A 16,178-nucleotide genomic window follows, 5' to 3' on the forward strand; every position below is an offset into this window, starting at 1 on the left:
TATCAGCTATCAGCTATCTTATCTGAACTTGACAAAGAACATAATAAAACCTGCAATCTTGATCAGAATTACAGGCTTATAATTAAACTTCTAGTCAGCTTTAATATATTAGCCTTGTGGGCCAAAGCGTTCTTTTAAGTAGGTATCTAAAAAGTTTAGATACGCGTTGGAGGCACTGATACGGTTTTCTTTTTTGCTAAAACCATGACCTTCATCGTCAAATAATACATATTCGACCGGTACGCCATTGGCTTTCACTGCGGCAACTAACTCATCACTTTCTATCTGTAATACGCGCGGATCGTTGGCGCCTTGAATAACCATTAATGGTTTGGTGATATTCTTAGCATGGAATAGCGGTGAGATTGCACGATGACGCTCGCCGTCCGTTGCAGGGTCGCCCATTTCATCGTACAACGCTTTTTTAAAGCTTTCCCACCACGGTGGAATTGAGTTGAGCGTTCTTACCCAGTTGGTGACACCAAAAATATTAATGCCCACTTTGAATTCTTCAGGCTCAAAAGCAAGCGCTGCTGCGGTCATGAAGCCACCGTAGCTGCCACCTATGATACCGATTTTTTCTGCATCGACCCAATCTAAACTTTGTAAGTGTTTTTTACCGTAAACAATGTCTTGTAAGTCGTCGGTGCCGTGTTTTTTATCATCTAAATGAAAAAAGGTTTTACCATAGCCTGAACTGCCACGGTTATTAACCGCAAAAATAGCATAGCCATGATTGACTAAATGTTGTTGCATTGCACTGTAACCAGTGCGGCTTTGGCCACCTGGGCCACCGTGCACCCAAATTAGCGCTGGCACTTTATTATTGCTACTGGCTTGCTTGGGTTTATAAAGTACGCCGGGTATCTCTAAACCGTCAAAGCTTTTAAAGCGCACTATGGTACTTTCAACTAAATCATTTTGATCTATCTCTTTGCTTAAAGTATTACTTAATTGCTGTGCCTTATCACTACCCACTTGCCAGACAAACAGGTTACTTGGCGAGGTATCTGAATTTAAGTAAAACGCCATGCTTTTTTCATCTGCAGAAAAGTTAACACCACGTAAGTTACCTGCGGGTAACTGAGGCATCGCAATCTCTTTGTCTGACTGGGTATCAATCACCGTGACTTTAGTGCTGGCATCGGCATTGACACCGCTGACTTGATAACGCCCTGATTTAGAAAAATAAATGAAGCTGACATCCCAATTATCTTTTAATACAGGGCTATGCTCCTCTGAGGCCAACTCATAACGCCACACTTGTGAAAACTCGCCTTTAGCATCCGTTGAGTAGTATAAGTATTTACTATCAACAGAGAAGGTTTCAGGCGTGTATTGAGCTGGTGTATTGTGTTTTGAAATTAGCTGTGGTTTGAGGGTCTTTTTATAGGTATCGAGAATAAATGTGTCGCTGTCTTTATTGGTGTTATTTTTAGATAGTGCGATATAGCGGCCATCGGGGCTGATTGCTCCGACATCTAAACCAAGCGTATTTTGATAAACAGGGGTGATTTTATAGGTTTTACTATCAACGCGGTATAAGTCCATAAATTTAGCATCGCGCTGGTTGCTAGTAATAAAAAACTCGCTGCTATCTTCTGTAAATCCTGCAAAGCTTGCGCGGGTTTCATCGCCGGGGGTTAAATCTGTTATTGACCCGTCAAGTTCACGGACGTAGACGTGAAAGCGCTCATTGCCGCCAGAATCTTTGGTAAAGAGGACCCTTTCATCATTTGGGAAGTAACGGACAGGGTAGGTGCTATCCTGAAAATTGGTTAAGCGGGTTTTGTTGCCTGTTTTTGCATCTACTTCATACAAGCTGTAAATACCACTTTCATCAGAGCTTACCAGTACTTTATCGCCATTGGGTGAAAAGCTACTGCCCATAATTGCGGTCGTATCAAAGAAGGTTTTAGCATTATAGGTGCTAACTTGCTGAGTTTGCTGCGACTGTACTGTGGTGACGGCTGTTGTTGAGGTTGATTGGCTACAACCGCTCAAGGCAATACTGATTGCACAGGCGAGTGCGGCAAATTGCAATTTTTTGTTCATAGTACATTCCTTGGTTTATTGTTATCTAATCATATTTTTACCGGTTTTAGTGTTGCCCTAACCCTATTTTAACGCAAGTTTTTAGCTGATTTTAACTGCAACAAAGTGTTACAAAGCCTGTATCGTTAAAAATACAGCCTACGTTATAATACTCACTCATATAAAAGGCTCTCTCATATAAAAGGAAAGTGATGATTGAAGTTAGTGGTTTACACAAGCAATTTGCCCAAAACATCCTATATAAAGATTATCGCATCAGCTTTACAGCACCGAGAGTATGTATTGAAGCACCGAACGGTCAAGGTAAAACCACGCTGCTAATGATGCTTGCTGGACTTGAGCAACCACAAAGTGGACAGATATTATTTGCAGGCAAGGTGTTGTCTGAGCCTTATAAACAGGTAGCAATTGCCAGTGATCGCATCGCGCTGCCTGAGTTTTTAACCGCGAAACAAATTATCAATTTAACGGTTAGCAGTTTAGGCTGCGATTGGCCGACAGCGCTTATCAGCGGCTTTAATTTTTCAGATTTTTTAGCGACTCGTTTTGATGCGTTGTCATCGGGTAATCAAAAAAAGTGCCAATTAATTTTAGCGTTAATGCGCGGTGCGCCGTATTTGTTACTAGATGAGCCCAGTGCGGCACTTGATCAAGCCAGCATTATATATTTACTTGGTTTACTAGATAATTATTTAGCAGATAAAGCGCATGGGCAAATCATTATCACTTGCCATGAGCCGGCGCCGTTTATCGAGCATGGCTTTGAGTGTGTCCCCTTATGAGCAAGCTAGGTATTAAGCTTGAGATTGCACAATATCGCTCATTTATGCAGTATCGTTATCAGGCCTATAAAATTGAGCTGGCACAACTACTACAGCAACTTAAAAACTTCGGCTTATTATTTTTAGTGGTACTTGGCTCAGCCATGCTTGGAATGATTTTGCTGTTATTTTTAGGTCTGGGCAAAATCATCGACAGCATAGATGCGCCGCAATATGGCGCTCAAATGGCGTGGCTGTATCTATTACTGCAAAGCGTGATGCTCAGTGCAATGAAATCAGCCATTCAAAATAGTCAGCAGCGGCTCTTTCAACGCACTATTGTAAGGTCAAACTGGCTTAAGTTAATGGATATAAAACTATTGCTTTTAAGCAATGGCTGGTTGCTAGCAAGTGCTGTAATTGCGCTGGATTTAAACTATTCACAGTGGCTACGAGCACCCCATTTTGTGCTGTTTATGTTACTGCAGTTTAGCCTCGGTGTACTGTGTTTGTACAAGCCAAGAGCATTAATATATGGCTTAGTATTTACTGCTATTTTAGTCTTGCTACCGATTAATATAGCGCCGTTAGCCTATCACTGTGGCTTTATTATATTATTTGCGCTGAGCATGTTGTTGCCAGCATTTTCGCTGAGCGACCAGTTACCGATCAATGCATTATCTACTTTTTGGCTGAGCTTTTTTATGCAACATAGCAGGGTACTAGTATGGCGAGTGGCTTTATTGTTGTGTGTATTTATGGCAATCACAACTTTGCTCAATGAGCGTGCTGATTTAGAGGCTATATTTAACGTGATAGCCGCAGCTTTTATGGTGTTGTTTACCAGCTCACTGCAATTTGATTGTGGTAAGTTACATGATAAGTATCAGTTGTTTTTTCAAGCAAATTATCAACAACGGGTGTTTTTTATCAGCCAATTTATGCCAAGTTGCTTGTTCTTTTTGATAACACTGAGCAGCTATCTGCTGTTTGTTGAACAAATAGAATGGTTATTACTGAGCCTGAGTGTTGGCTGGTGTATATTACAATTATATATAGCACAAAAAAAACCAGCGCATTTTGCGCTGGTTTGGATGATTACAACAGGCGGGCTGTTGGCTGTGTTAACTTAATATGTTAAGCAGCATTCGCCTTTTTTGCCGTGTTATTACGTGCGGCTTTGCCTGCTAATAAATCTGCAGGGTCAAAGTCGTCAACGTTAATAACATCTAAACGTGCTTTTTCAACGCTTGCCAGCTGATCAGCCTCTGCTTGCGTTAAAATACCCGCTTCAAGTCCCATCTGAGCAACTTTATCAAGCTGGAAGAAAGGCAGTTTAACGCCTTTTTCACGACATACCTTATCAAATAAAGGTTCAACAGCTAGCACGTCTTTAAGCGTTTGCTCTTGACGACCAACTAAGTTAAGTGGTTCATTTGTTAAGTATACGTAGCTTGCTAAACGGTTACGTGTTTCGCTAGGTACTTGTAAAATTTGTGCTAATTTATGCTCAAGTTTATCAGTCGGTTTACGAACTGGACGACCGAACGGGAACAACATCAACTTAAGTGCTGCACGAAGCGGAGCTGATGGCATATTGTTAATTAAATCAGCAAGTGCACGTTGACAGTGGTAAAGGTGATCTTGACAGCTCCATTGTACAAGCGGTAAATCTTCTTTTTTACGGCCTTCATCGTTATAACGTTTCAGCGTTGCAGACACTAAATAAAGGTAACTAAGCAAATCACCTAAACGAGCGGAAATACGCTCTTTACGTTTTAGTGAGCCACCAAATACAGCCATGCTAATGTCAGACATCAATGCAAGTGACGCGCTAAAGCGTGACGCAGTACGGTAAAACTCAGCTGTTTCGTCTTTAAATGGTGTAGTTGCAAAACGGGCTCCGGTAAAGCTCATCCACTTAGTACGTACAAGGTTAGACATAGTAAAGCCGATGTGGCCCATTAACGCTTTATCAAATACCGCTAGCGCTTCTTCACGATCTTCGATTGCGCAGGCACCCAATTCAGTAAGTACAAATGGATGGCAGCGAATGGCACCTTGACCGTAAATAATCATATTACGGGTCAAGATATTTGCACCTTCAACAGTGATGGCAATTGGTGCACCTTGATAGCCACGACCTAAATAGTTATTTGGCCCAAGCATAATACCTTTACCGCCGTGAACATCCATTGCATGGTTGGTTGAATCACGCATTTGCTCGGTTAAATGGTATTTAATGATTGCCGAAACAACCGATGGCTTTTCGCCTAAATCAACCGCACCAGTTGACATGCTAACAGCCGCATCTGAGCTGTACGCATAACCTGCTAGTTTTGCTAGTGACTCTTCAACACCTTCCATTTGGCCAATAGGTAAACGGAATTGACGACGAATACGGCTGTATGCACCACTTGCAAGTGCAATTGTTTTAATACCACCCGTTGAGTTTGACGGCAATGTAATAGCACGACCAACCGATAAACATTCAACCAGCATGCGCCAGCCTTGGCCGGCCATTTCTGGTCCACCAATAATGTAATCAAGCGGTACGAAAATGTCTTTACCACGAGTAGGACCATTCTGAAATGGTACATTTAGCGGGAAATGACGACGACCAATTTCAACACCTGGCATGTCTGTAGGAATAAGTGCACAAGTAATACCTGGCTCTTTAACATCGCTTAGTAGACCATCTGGGTCTTGTAGTTTAAACGCCAGACCTAATACTGTCGCAACAGGCGCTAGCGTAATATAACGTTTGTTCCATGTTAGGCTAAGACCAATGACTTCTTCGCCTTCCCACATACCTTTACATACCACACCATAATCTGGAATGGCGCTGGCATCAGAGCCTGCTTCTGGTGAAGTTAAGGCAAAGCATGGGATCTCTTGACCACTAGCAAGGCGAGGTAAGTAATGATCTTTTTGTTCTTTAGTACCATAGTGCTGTAACAATTCGCCCGGACCTAATGAATTAGGAACGCCTACAATTGATGAAAGCAGGGTAGATTTACTGGTTAACTTTTGCAGTACACACGATTGTGCAAAGGCAGAAAATTGCAGGCCGCCATATTCTTTTTTAATGATCATGGCAAAGAATTTATTATCTTTTAGGTATTGCCAAACATCTTGTGGTAAATCGGTTAACTCATGAGTTGCTTCCCAGTCGTCCAACATACTACATACCACCTCAACTGGACCATCGATAAAGGCTTGCTCTTCGATTGTCAATTTAGGCATTGGGTATTGGTGTAATTTGTTCCAATCAGGACGGCCGCAAAAAAGATCGGCTTCCCACCATGTTGTACCCGCATCAATGGCTGATTTTTCAGTTTCAGACATAGTTGGAGTAACTTTTTTAAACATGGCAAAAATAGGTTTAATAATATATTGCTGACGAATGCCAGTAACAGACAATGGCACTGCAATGATCAAGAAGATCAACCAGCTAATTGCGCCAAATGCACCTGCAAAGGTACCAATGACAAGTGTTGCGATGGAAACGCCAAGGGCAGTATTCCAGCTCGCTCTGTGGTAACTCGCGATGCTGAGCAGCACGATTAAACCAAGTGTAAATATGAGTGTCATGTATTCAATCCTTAATAGAGGTCAGACCACCTTTAGTTAGAGTAGCGCTAGAGTGAATAATTATCAAGTAGCTTAGTGAAAATATCAGTGACTGTTATTTTGTAATCTGTGCACATCAGCATACGGATAAATGTGTGATTCGTCAGTATGATTTATTTGAGAAAAAATTAAGCTGTTTTCTTGCTTGCCTTGCCCTTGCTTATGTTTAACAATGCCGCTAAGGCCTAAGTTACGGGTTTACGCTTTTTAAAAAGCAGTATTTTAAAAGTATAAAAATTTTTGAAAGGTTAATTTATTTTATGTGTGAGTTGCTTGGCATGTCGGCGAATGTGCCTACAGATATTTGTTTTAGTTTTTCAGGGCTGTTAGAGCGCGGTGGTAACACAGGTCCGCATAAAGATGGCTGGGGCATTACTTTTTATGAAGGGAAGGGGTGTCGTACTTTTAAAGATCCTGAGCCTAGCTGTCAGTCTGAAATTGCCAAGTTAGTAAAGGCCTATCCCATTAAAAGTGTCTCGGTGATTAGCCATATTCGCCAAGGTAATCGTGGCCGTGTCTGTCTTGAAAATACGCATCCTTTTACCCGTGAGTTGTGGGGCAGGGAGCTGACCTACGCGCATAATGGTCAGCTTTCGAATTATCATGATTTAAAACCTGAATATTATCGGCCAGTGGGTAATACCGACAGTGAACTGGCGTTTTGTTGGTTACTCGATCAAATTCGTGAAAAATACCCTAAACGTCCAGCTAATATGGCGTCAGTGTTTCGTTATGCGGCAAAGCTTGCACACACTTTACGTGAAAAAGGTGTGTTTAATATGTTGCTGACTGATGGTGTGTATGTGTTAGCGTATTGTACTAATAATTTGCATTGGATCACCCGCCGTGCGCCGTTCGGTAAGGCTACGTTAATTGATGCAGATATGGTGGTAGATTTTCAACAAGAAACTACGCCAAATGATGTCGTAACGGTGATCGCTACTCGGCCACTGACCAACGATGAGCGTTGGCAAAAAATGGAACCTGGTGAATTTGCGTTATTTAAAATGGGTGAGTTAATTTAGCCGTCAGTTTTAACGTTTGAACTTAATTAATGTGGTTATAAGCTGAAAAGCCCAAGTTATGATCGTCACACTTGAGCCTTTCGTCTTGCATCTTGAAAGCAATTTATTCTGGTGTTATTTCGTTTTTAACTTCTTCAGGTAATGCAACTGGGCTGGTTACCGTGAACGAGTTAAGTTGCACTTCAAATTGTTCTACGCCTTTTTCGCCTTTCCACATCCTGACTAGCATGTAATCCATTTCTGGGGCGAACCATGCAAGCGCTTGGCGTTTATCATTATCATATAAGCGTTTTACTTTGATCGCTTCGATATTACCGATTGGTAGGGAAATAGTCTCTTTACCAACGACCTCAAAGTTATACTCACGGCAGTTGCCTTTTTTATCAACTAACGGATACGAAAAGCTGGTTTTACCCATTTTTAATTCTTCGCGCACTTGTACTTGGTATGAAATTGAGTCTTGAAATTGCTCAGACCACTCACACTCAATAGGGTATTTACTTTCACTGCTGTTTACGAGTTTTTTAGTGTGGTCAAATTGCAGTGTATATTCTTTATCCGGGCCTGTGCCTGTGCGGATCATGCTATAACTTTCAGGCGTGATTTTTTTGTCGCTGAAAGTAAAATTTGATGTTTCTTTGCGTGAATCTGAGAATATCATCCACTCAATGTCACTGTGGTAGCTAACTTGGTAACTGTTATCTGCTAGTTTTTTTAATGTGCGGACGCCTTGACCATGGTTTTCGCCTTTGCGCAAAATATCATAGTTAGCTTCAAATTGAGTAAGTTCACCAGCAATTAAACTAGTAGGAAGTAATAAAGTGCCCGCACACAATAGCAAGGCACTTAGTTTTTTATTCTGGGTAGTGCGCGCCGTGTGCAGGAAGTTGTTTTTTGTCAAGAACTGCATAATCTGCTTCCATAGTAAGTCGTTGTTCACTGAACCACTTGACCACCAAAGGGTAAATTATATGCTCTTGTGCATGCACGCGTTTTGCTAATGTGTCAGCAGTATCATCTGCCAGCACGGGTACTTTGGCTTGAAGAATGACAGGACCACCGTCTAACTCTTCAGTAACAAAGTGCACACTTACGCCATGAATGTCATCTTTTGCATCAATTGCTCTTTGGTGGGTATTCAGCCCCTGGTACTTAGGCAACAAAGAAGGATGAATGTTCAACATTTTTCCTTTAAATTTTTGCACTAAGTTAGGAGTAAGAATACGCATAAACCCAGCTAATACAACTAGATTTGGTGCAAAAGAATCAATAACGTTCATTAATTGCGCATCGTAGGCTTCGCGCGAGTCAAAATCTTTATGGCTGAGCACTGCTGTTGCAATGCCCGCTTGCTTTGCTCGCTCAAGGCCATAAGCGTCTGCTTTATTACTAATAACAGCCGCTATGTTTGCATTTATCTCGCCGTTATTACAGGCGTCAATGATGGCTTGTAAATTAGAGCCACTACCTGAAATTAAGACTACTAGACGAGCAGGGGCCATTAATCACGGCCGCCTAGGATTTCTACTTGCTCTTCGCCAGCTTTGGCATCATGGATCTCACCAAGGTGCCAAGCATTTTCGCCAAGCTCTTTTAAGATGCTTAAGCTTTGCTCAAGTTTGTCAGCAGGCACAACCAATACCATACCTACACCACAGTTAAATGTGCGGTACATTTCGTGGGTGGTGATGTTACCGTTTTCTTGTAACCAATTGAAAATACCAGGCCACTGCCAGCTATCACCTTTAACAACTGCTTTTGCAGACTCTGGTAATACGCGTGGGATATTTTCCCAAAAGCCGCCGCCAGTAATATGCGAAAGAGCATGAACATCTACCTGCTTGAACAGCTCAAGTAATGGTTTAACGTAAATACGTGTAGGTTCAAGCAGAGTTTCGCCTAATGTTTTACCTTCAAATTCAGCACTTGTATCAGCATTTGATACTTCAAGTACTTTACGAATTAATGAGAAGCCATTTGAATGCGGGCCGCTTGATGCAAGCGCGATCAGTTGATCACCAGCAGCTACTTTTGTGCCATCGATGATATTTGCTTTTTCAACTACGCCAGTACAAAAACCAGCCATGTCGTAATCTTCGCCTTCGTACATACCTGGCATTTCAGCAGTTTCGCCACCAATTAATGCACAGCCAGAGATCTCACAGCCTTTACCAATGCCTGTTACTACGTCTGCGGCAGTATCAACATCAAGTTTGCCTGTTGCATAATAATCTAGGAAAAATAATGGCTCAGCACCTTGAACGATAAGGTCATTTACACACATAGCAACTAAATCGATACCTACAGTATCGTGTTTTTTAAGGTCGATAGCTAAGCGTAACTTAGTACCAACACCATCAGTGCCTGCAACAAGTACTGGTTGCTTATAACCAGCTGGGATTTCGCAAAGTGCGCCAAAGCCACCAATTCCGCCCATAACTTCAGGACGACGGGTTTTTTTAACTACGCCTTTAATACGCTCAACAAGTGCGTTACCGGCATCGATATCTACGCCCGCGTCTTTATAACTTAGAGACTGTTTTTGTTCGCTCACAGGATTTCCTCAAAAAAGTTGCATGGTTTTGCATGTGTATGCTTAGAAACGCGCGTATTTTACAACAATTGCAAGGGCGCGGCTAGTTCAAATATGAGTTTACTATTATTGACAAGGACACTTGTCCGTATAATGACACAATAGATTTAGGTAGCAGGTGCTAGGTAGTTCCTAGCACCTAAAACCTAGTTCCTTTAGTATTAAGCCTTTGCAGTCAAAATTGCACGCAACGGCGCTGGGTAACCTTCAATGGTTTTACTAGTATCGTTTGGATCTAAAAAGTCGATCAGGGACTCGTTTTCCATCCAATCTGATTTACGTTGTTCTTCAAGCGTTGTAATAGCGCAGTCTTTCACTTGCACATCTTTAAAACCAACACGTTCCATCCAGAGTTTTAGCGCTGCCGTGCTCGGAATAAACCACACGTTACGCATCTTCGCATAGCGGTCAGTGGGCACGAGTACTGTGTTTTCATCGCCTTCAATGACTAAGGTTTCAAGCACTAATTCACCACCTGGGCGAAGCTGCGCTTTTAATTGTGCTAAAAAGTCGATAGGGGAACGACGATGATAAAGCACACCCATCGAAAACACCGTATCAAAGGCTTTTAACTCAGGCAGGGCTTCAACACCTAGCGGTAATAAATGCACGTTTTCATCTGGGTTAAAGTGTTTGATGGCTTGAAACTGACATAAAAATAAATCAGACGGATCAATGCCAACCACAAACTCAGCGCCTTCACCGCGCATCCGCCATAAGTGATAGCCAGAGCCACAGCCGATGTCTAAAACCGTGCGGCCTTTTAGCGGCTCAATGTGCGGTAATAAACGGTCCCACTTCCAATCGCTGCGCCATTCAGTATCAATTTCAATACCGTGTAGGCTGAAAGGGCCTTTACGCCATGGCATCATTCGTTTTAATAAGTGTGTAACTTGTTTTTGTTCGCCGTCGGTCATTTCGCCTGGGGCACCAATTTCAACTTTGTCGATAATATTGACGTGTTTGGTCGCCACTTCAGGCAAGTTTTTTAACACTTTCTGCCATTTTGGTAAATCACCGTGACTTGCCTCTAATTGCCAGTGTTTTAATTGGCTAGGTAGCGTTTCCAGCCAGTGACTTAGCGGGCTTTGTGCGATTGCGGCGTAAAATTGGTTAAACCATTGAGACATTGAATTACTCTTTATATTTGTTACTTGATTGCTACCAGTGAGCAAAAATTAAAACATTGATACCACACTTGGGTTTGGCTAAAGCCAATATCGGTAAGTCGAGAAAGGTGAGCATTTAAAGTATCTGGGCGCATTACATTCTCAATGGCGGTACGTTTTTGGCTAATTTCTAATTCAGAATAACCATTGTGGCGTTTAAAATCGTGGTGCAAGTCAATCAGCAAGTTATCGCATTGCTCGTTCTCGCCTTTGATTTTTTCGCTTAACAGCAATACACCACCGGGTTTTAAATTCGCGTATATTTTTTCAAGCACGGCTTGGCGCTGTGCGGGTGGAATAAACTGTAAAGTAAAGTTCATGGCGACCACTGACGCGTTTTCAATATTTAGCTCATTAATATCACCAAGCGTCACTGTAACAGGCACTTCTGAGCGAAAGCCGTGCAAATGTAATTTACAGCGCTCAACCATGGCTTGTGAATTATCAACGGCAATAATATGGCAATTATCAGTGCGGATATTACGGCGCATGCTTAATGTTACTGCCCCAAGGGAACAGCCCAAATCATAAAGGTTTGAATTGCTTTGCGCATATTCACCGGCCAATTTACCCATCGTACTAACAATGGTTGCATAACCCGGAACTGAGCGCTGGATCATATCTGGGAAAACTTCTACTACATGTTGGTCAAAGCTAAAGTCTTTAACCGCTTGCTCAGTGGCATAAATGCTGTCTTTTATGTTCACACAAACAGTCTCTTGAAAAATAATAGGGCTATTTTAGCATTTTATGCTGGATAGTCAGTGATAATTTCAGTAGCTTGGCTAGAATAATGAATAACAAGTAGAAAAAGAGAAGTTTATGAGCAAAAGTAAAGTGATCAGCACAGATGATATATTGGCAACCCTTTGCCATTCTGTAACGAGTGTATTGTCGTCGGCAAGTGGTAATAGCATTAGCTACTCAGCAATGGTACAAAAAATAACCCGCACCTGTATGCGTCCTGATATCGGTTGTTTTGTATTATTTGATGGCGGATTTACAGGACTGGTAATTACTAATTTCACCTCGCAAGCGGCGATGGAGATTTATCATGATTACATGCGTAATATGGGGATGCCTGAAGAAGAACTAGCTCATAGCCACTTATCGGACGACGTATCAAATGTACTCGGTGAATTGATGAACCAAATCGTTGGTGATTTTACTTCAAAGGTACGCGAGCAGTTACATACTTCAATTACCCAAAATCAACCGAAGATGATGGCCATCAATAAGCAAGTACAGATTTCGGTCGATACTACGATGGATAGACCGCAAGCACGGCGCGTGACATTTACCACCAGTAAACAAAATATCTTTTATTTAGAATTAGCAATGGATAAAACTGAGTTTATCAAATTACACGATTTTGATATTGCTGAAGCTATTGACCCAGATGACATCATTGAAAACGAAGCAAAGCATAAAGCAGAAAAACAAAAAGCTGCTGATGATGCTAAAGCAAGTGATTTAGATGACGACTTTATGGCAGAACTTGGACTTTAAATAACACCTTGCAAGGACATTAAATCGCAGGTCAAAGCATTTAGTTATTAATACAGTGCATAATATTGGGTTTCGTAATGAAACCCAATATTATTGTGCTCAATTGAATGATAAAAAACGCTATGCTATAAATCTAGCGGATAATCATTTGCTCACGTTCAGGGCCCACAGACACCATACTTACAGGTACTCCCATCAGTACTTCGATGCGTTCTACGTAATGCTGCGCTGCAGCAGGCAGACTGTCGAAGGTACGACAATCGGTAATGTCTTCATCCCACGCTGGCATGCTTTCATAGATTGGCGTTAAAGCCGCTGTTTGTGGCCAAATAGGGTTTTCGCTGTGATCGCCTGCATAACCAACGCAGATTTTTAAATCTTTCATGCCAGATAGGCAATCAATTTTGGTTAAAGCGATTTCAGTAGCTGCTTGTAATTCAACACCGTTACGGGTGGCAACTGCATCAAAATAACCCATATCACGTGGGCGGCCAGTCACTGCGCCATATTCGTTCGCGCTTTCACGAAAATTGTCTTGCTCTGCCATGGCGGTAACGAGTGTACCTGTACCAACAGATGAGCTAAATGATTTAGCCACAGCGATAACACGCTCAGGGCGCAAAGCTGGCAGTCCGCTGCCAATTCCTGCATAGGCAGCAGTAACGTTTGATGATGTAGTATACGGGTATTCGCCGTAAACTAAATCGCGGCCTGCGCCTAGCTGCGCTTCAAACAATAAGTTGGCATCTTGCTTTTGCAGTGCTTTTAAAGGCTCTGTTACATTACAAATAAATTCGCGCCAAGGAGCGCTGACAGCTAATAACCACTCAGTCATTTGTTCAGCTGTTTGTGAAAAATCACAGCTTGGGTAAAGGGCTTTTAGCTGTGGCATTTTCCAATCCAGCATAAATTGAATACGCTCTAATAAAACGTCTGGCTGATTTAACCAGCCAACTAAAATGCCTTTTTTCATTACTCGGTCGCCGTATGCAGGTGCAATTCCTTGACGAGTAGAGCCGTAAGCGGCATCGCCTAAGCGCACTTCTTCGAGGGTATCTTCAATGGCGTGTAATGGTAAGCATAACGTTGCACGATCAGAAATACATAATTTTACATCAACACCGGCGGCGTTAACTTCGGCTATTTCTTCGCTTAATGCCGCAGGGCTTATCACCATGCCTGGGCCTAGTACTGCAATACAATCAGGATTAAAAATACCGCTTGGTAATTGGTGTAGTTTAAACGTACCAAAGTCATTCACAACGGTATGTCCGGCGTTGTTACCACCTTGAAAGCGAATGCTCGCAGATGCGTTCTCAGCTAGAAAATCGACGATACGGCCTTTGCCTTCATCACCCCAGTTTGCACCTACAACAACAATTGACGGCATAATTTAATCTCCAAATTGATTGAACGAATATGGTATGCGCTCTATTAAAATAAGAGAAATTAATTATAATTATTATCTTGATAAGAATTTCATATCGATTTCACACCATTAAGGTCATAAAGATGCTAGATATTCACTGGTTAAAAACTTTTGTCACATTGGCTGAGTTAAAGCACTTTGGTAAAACAGCCAATGCGCTGCATATGACACAGCCAAATGTTAGCTTGCATATTAAGCAGTTAGAAAAAACGACACGGGTTAAACTGATAGAACGTAATCCTTTTAGTTTGACCCAAGCAGGTTTACGGCTATTAGAGTCTGGACAAAAAACCTTATGGGAATTACAGGTTTGCCAATCTGACTTAAATGCGATTAATGATCTCAGCCAAGGCACACTGACAATTGCCGCCAGTGATATAATTTCTCGTTTATTGTTGATTGAGCCTTTTCAGCTTTTTAAGCGCCAGTTTCCTGGCATTGACTTTACTTTGCTCAATACAACGTCTTCGCAAGCGTCAGCATTGGTTAAAAGTGCTGAAGCTGATTTAGGGTTTGTGATTGCCCAAAAAGAAAGTGAGCCGCTGCATTTTACGCAATTACAGCAGATAAAATGGTGTGCATTAGGTAATCATTTAAAGTTATGGCAGCAAGCCAAAAACGATAACAATGTTACACTGACTGAGCCGCCAACATTAATCTTACTCGGCCATGATACGCGAACCCGAGACTTGCTCGATAGTGCCTTGCCATCTTTAAACTTACCAAATTACCGGGTGATGGAAGTGGGCAGTGTCGATGCGCAAATTGATTGGGCTGAAGCGGGGTTTGGCGTTGCCATCGTGCCAGAGTTTTCCCTGCGCAGTAAAGCAAATCTAACCACCACAGTCACCGCCTTACCTAAGTTTCCTACCACTAGTTTAGGTTACATTGTGCGGCAAAATCAGGTGCTTTCAAAAGCAATAAAACAATTGCTGCATTGGGTGAGTGAAGAGATCTCATGTAGTTCTCGCTAACCAGCGGTATTTGTTTATTAGTTAGTTAATTTTCACAACGAAAAGTGTAAAGTTTTCATGCATATATTAAGATGCAGTGCTGGTGGCTTTAAAGCTACAATTATTACAGACTTATGCGGATCTTCTACTGAATGAGCTATTTTAAAAATTTAATAACAAAATTTATAATTATGATGCAACAGCGGCCAGGTTTATTGGCGGTATTTGCGTTTTGTAGCGGCGTAGCAAGTTATGTGTTGGTTGAGCGTAAAGAGTCATTCTCACAAATTATAGCTATACTTTTACTCGTCAGTTGGGTGTGGTTAATCGTTGATAATTGGCTGCGCGATAAAGTAGAGCAGCGTTTTGGTGTGGCTGTTTCTCCTAATTTTATGCGTTTTGCCCTGCAAATGGTGCAACAAGAAAGCCTATTTTTTGCATTGCCATTTTTTCTCGCGGTGACTTCTTGGAATCATCCGCAAGCTATTTTTACATCCTTAATTATTCTCTGTGCGTTTATTTCGGTTGTTGATCCGCTGTATTAAAAAATTAGCTAAACACAGTATTCTCTTTACGGTATTTCATAACTTTGCATTGTTTGTGGTTATTTTAGTCACTTTGCCAATTTTACTTAACCTCACGACCAGCCAAAGCTTAGAGATAGCCTTGATCACCGCCATTATTTTTACCATTCCTAGCTTAGGTAACTTAATGCCTAACGCACGATGGTGGCGGTTTCCTTTATTGGTGTTGTTGCTGTGTATGCTAAGTACCGGTTTATGGCAGCTGCGTAGTTGGGTCCCCCCCGCGGCGCTTCGTTTAACAGACATCACTTTGTCGCATCAAGTAGATGTTGAACAGCGTAAACCCGTAGGCAGTATTAAGCATCTTGACGCTAATTCATTACATCAACAAGGCCTGTATAGTTGTAGTGGTCAACTAATTTTGGCCACAGTTTTAGAATCTTGGTATCTAACCTCAGATTCATTTGGTGCTAAACCTGCATTATAATGATGTGGTCTAACATTGTTGTAATATCCGTTGATATAAT

General features: G+C 41.8%; 13 protein-coding genes and 1 pseudogene. 6 read left to right on the forward strand and 8 right to left on the reverse strand.

The features are described 5' to 3' along the window. Window positions 1-108: 108 nt before the first annotated feature. Entirely contained in the window at window positions 109-2,055 is a 1,947-nt protein-coding gene (locus H5182_RS21300; protein WP_145242372.1) for a S9 family peptidase, read from the reverse strand. 191 nt (window positions 2,056-2,246) lie between these two features. Between H5182_RS21300 and H5182_RS21305 the strand changes: the two genes are divergently transcribed. Both H5182_RS21305 and H5182_RS21310 read left to right on the forward strand, forming a co-directional pair. Further along, window positions 2,247-2,837, forward strand: a complete 591-nt coding sequence (locus tag H5182_RS21305) for an ATP-binding cassette domain-containing protein (protein WP_182732242.1) — start codon at window positions 2,247-2,249, stop codon at window positions 2,835-2,837. After that, window positions 2,834-3,949, forward strand: a complete 1,116-nt coding sequence (locus H5182_RS21310) for a DUF6136 family protein (RefSeq protein ID WP_182732241.1) — start codon at window positions 2,834-2,836, stop codon at window positions 3,947-3,949. The genes H5182_RS21305 and H5182_RS21310 overlap by 4 nt, the downstream gene beginning before the upstream one ends. A gap of 4 nt (window positions 3,950-3,953) precedes the next feature. Here H5182_RS21310 and fadE read toward each other — a convergent pair whose 3' ends face one another. After that, entirely contained in the window at window positions 3,954-6,410 is a 2,457-nt protein-coding gene (fadE, locus tag H5182_RS21315; protein ID WP_149982939.1) for an acyl-CoA dehydrogenase FadE, read from the reverse strand. Between the two features lie 299 nt (window positions 6,411-6,709). Between fadE and H5182_RS21320 the strand changes: the two genes are divergently transcribed. Then, window positions 6,710-7,474 (forward strand): class II glutamine amidotransferase, encoded by a 765-nt coding sequence (locus tag H5182_RS21320; RefSeq protein ID WP_149982940.1) that lies wholly within the window; start codon window positions 6,710-6,712, stop codon window positions 7,472-7,474. 103 nt (window positions 7,475-7,577) lie between these two features. Here the strand turns inward: H5182_RS21320 and H5182_RS21325 are convergent, their stop codons facing one another. The 5 genes from H5182_RS21325 to cmoA all read right to left on the reverse strand — a co-directional run bounded on the left by H5182_RS21325 (window position 7,578) and on the right by cmoA (window position 11,943). Continuing rightward, a complete protein-coding gene (locus H5182_RS21325; protein ID WP_404936108.1) occupies window positions 7,578-8,375 on the reverse strand; it encodes a DUF3108 domain-containing protein in 798 nt (265 codons plus the stop codon). Beyond that, window positions 8,329-8,976 carry a phosphoribosylglycinamide formyltransferase gene (gene purN, locus H5182_RS21330; protein WP_145242362.1) on the reverse strand — a complete coding sequence of 216 codons (648 nt, stop codon included), beginning with the start codon at window positions 8,974-8,976 and terminating at the stop codon, window positions 8,329-8,331. Before purN ends, H5182_RS21325 begins: the two co-directional genes overlap by 47 nt. Continuing rightward, on the reverse strand, window positions 8,976-10,028 hold the full coding sequence (gene purM, locus H5182_RS21335; RefSeq protein ID WP_145242360.1) for a phosphoribosylformylglycinamidine cyclo-ligase: 1,053 nt from the start codon (window positions 10,026-10,028) through the stop codon (window positions 8,976-8,978). Before purM ends, purN begins: the two co-directional genes overlap by 1 nt. A 200-nt stretch (window positions 10,029-10,228) precedes the next feature. Beyond that, window positions 10,229-11,197, reverse strand: a complete 969-nt coding sequence (cmoB, locus tag H5182_RS21340; RefSeq protein ID WP_182717957.1) for a tRNA 5-methoxyuridine(34)/uridine 5-oxyacetic acid(34) synthase CmoB — start codon at window positions 11,195-11,197, stop codon at window positions 10,229-10,231. Between the two features lie 20 nt (window positions 11,198-11,217). Continuing rightward, entirely contained in the window at window positions 11,218-11,943 is a 726-nt protein-coding gene (cmoA, locus tag H5182_RS21345; RefSeq protein WP_145242356.1) for a carboxy-S-adenosyl-L-methionine synthase CmoA, read from the reverse strand. 115 nt (window positions 11,944-12,058) lie between these two features. Here cmoA and H5182_RS21350 point away from each other — a divergent pair, with 115 nt between their 5' ends. After that, window positions 12,059-12,745 carry a DUF3334 family protein gene (locus tag H5182_RS21350; RefSeq protein ID WP_182717958.1) on the forward strand — a complete coding sequence of 229 codons (687 nt, stop codon included), beginning with the start codon at window positions 12,059-12,061 and terminating at the stop codon, window positions 12,743-12,745. 133 nt (window positions 12,746-12,878) lie between these two features. Here the strand turns inward: H5182_RS21350 and H5182_RS21355 are convergent, their stop codons facing one another. Then, window positions 12,879-14,135, reverse strand: coding sequence for an adenylosuccinate synthase (locus tag H5182_RS21355; protein ID WP_182760590.1), 1,257 nt, complete (start codon window positions 14,133-14,135; stop codon window positions 12,879-12,881). Window positions 14,136-14,257: 122 nt separating this feature from the next. Here H5182_RS21355 and H5182_RS21360 point away from each other — a divergent pair, with 122 nt between their 5' ends. Continuing rightward, window positions 14,258-15,148 carry a LysR family transcriptional regulator gene (locus H5182_RS21360; protein ID WP_182760591.1) on the forward strand — a complete coding sequence of 297 codons (891 nt, stop codon included), beginning with the start codon at window positions 14,258-14,260 and terminating at the stop codon, window positions 15,146-15,148. Between the two features lie 131 nt (window positions 15,149-15,279). After that, window positions 15,280-16,054 (forward strand): annotated as a pseudogene (locus H5182_RS21365) (DUF5924 family protein); the annotation flags it as partial. Window positions 16,055-16,178: the final 124 nt, after the last annotated feature.

The sequence above is a fragment of the Pseudoalteromonas sp. SG44-17 genome, from assembly GCF_014164235.1.
Classification (GTDB): domain Bacteria; phylum Pseudomonadota; class Gammaproteobacteria; order Enterobacterales; family Alteromonadaceae; genus Pseudoalteromonas; species Pseudoalteromonas rhizosphaerae.

Excerpts from the sequence above, each read along its gene's own strand:
- H5182_RS21305 (WP_182732242.1), top strand. The coding sequence starts at position 2,247 with ATGATTGAAGTTAGTGGTTTACACAAGCAATTTGCCCAAAACATCCTA.
- H5182_RS21310 (WP_182732241.1), top strand. The coding sequence starts at position 2,834 with ATGAGCAAGCTAGGTATTAAGCTTGAGATTGCACAATATCGCTCATTT.
- cmoB (WP_182717957.1), bottom strand. The coding sequence starts at position 11,197 with ATGTCTCAATGGTTTAACCAATTTTACGCCGCAATCGCACAAAGCCCG.
- H5182_RS21355 (WP_182760590.1), bottom strand. The coding sequence starts at position 14,135 with ATGCCGTCAATTGTTGTTGTAGGTGCAAACTGGGGTGATGAAGGCAAA.
- H5182_RS21350 (WP_182717958.1), top strand. The coding sequence starts at position 12,059 with ATGAGCAAAAGTAAAGTGATCAGCACAGATGATATATTGGCAACCCTT.
- H5182_RS21320 (WP_149982940.1), top strand. The coding sequence starts at position 6,710 with ATGTGTGAGTTGCTTGGCATGTCGGCGAATGTGCCTACAGATATTTGT.
- purN (WP_145242362.1), bottom strand. The coding sequence starts at position 8,976 with ATGGCCCCTGCTCGTCTAGTAGTCTTAATTTCAGGTAGTGGCTCTAAT.
- H5182_RS21300 (WP_145242372.1), bottom strand. The coding sequence starts at position 2,055 with ATGAACAAAAAATTGCAATTTGCCGCACTCGCCTGTGCAATCAGTATT.
- fadE (WP_149982939.1), bottom strand. The coding sequence starts at position 6,410 with ATGACACTCATATTTACACTTGGTTTAATCGTGCTGCTCAGCATCGCG.
- H5182_RS21360 (WP_182760591.1), top strand. The coding sequence starts at position 14,258 with ATGCTAGATATTCACTGGTTAAAAACTTTTGTCACATTGGCTGAGTTA.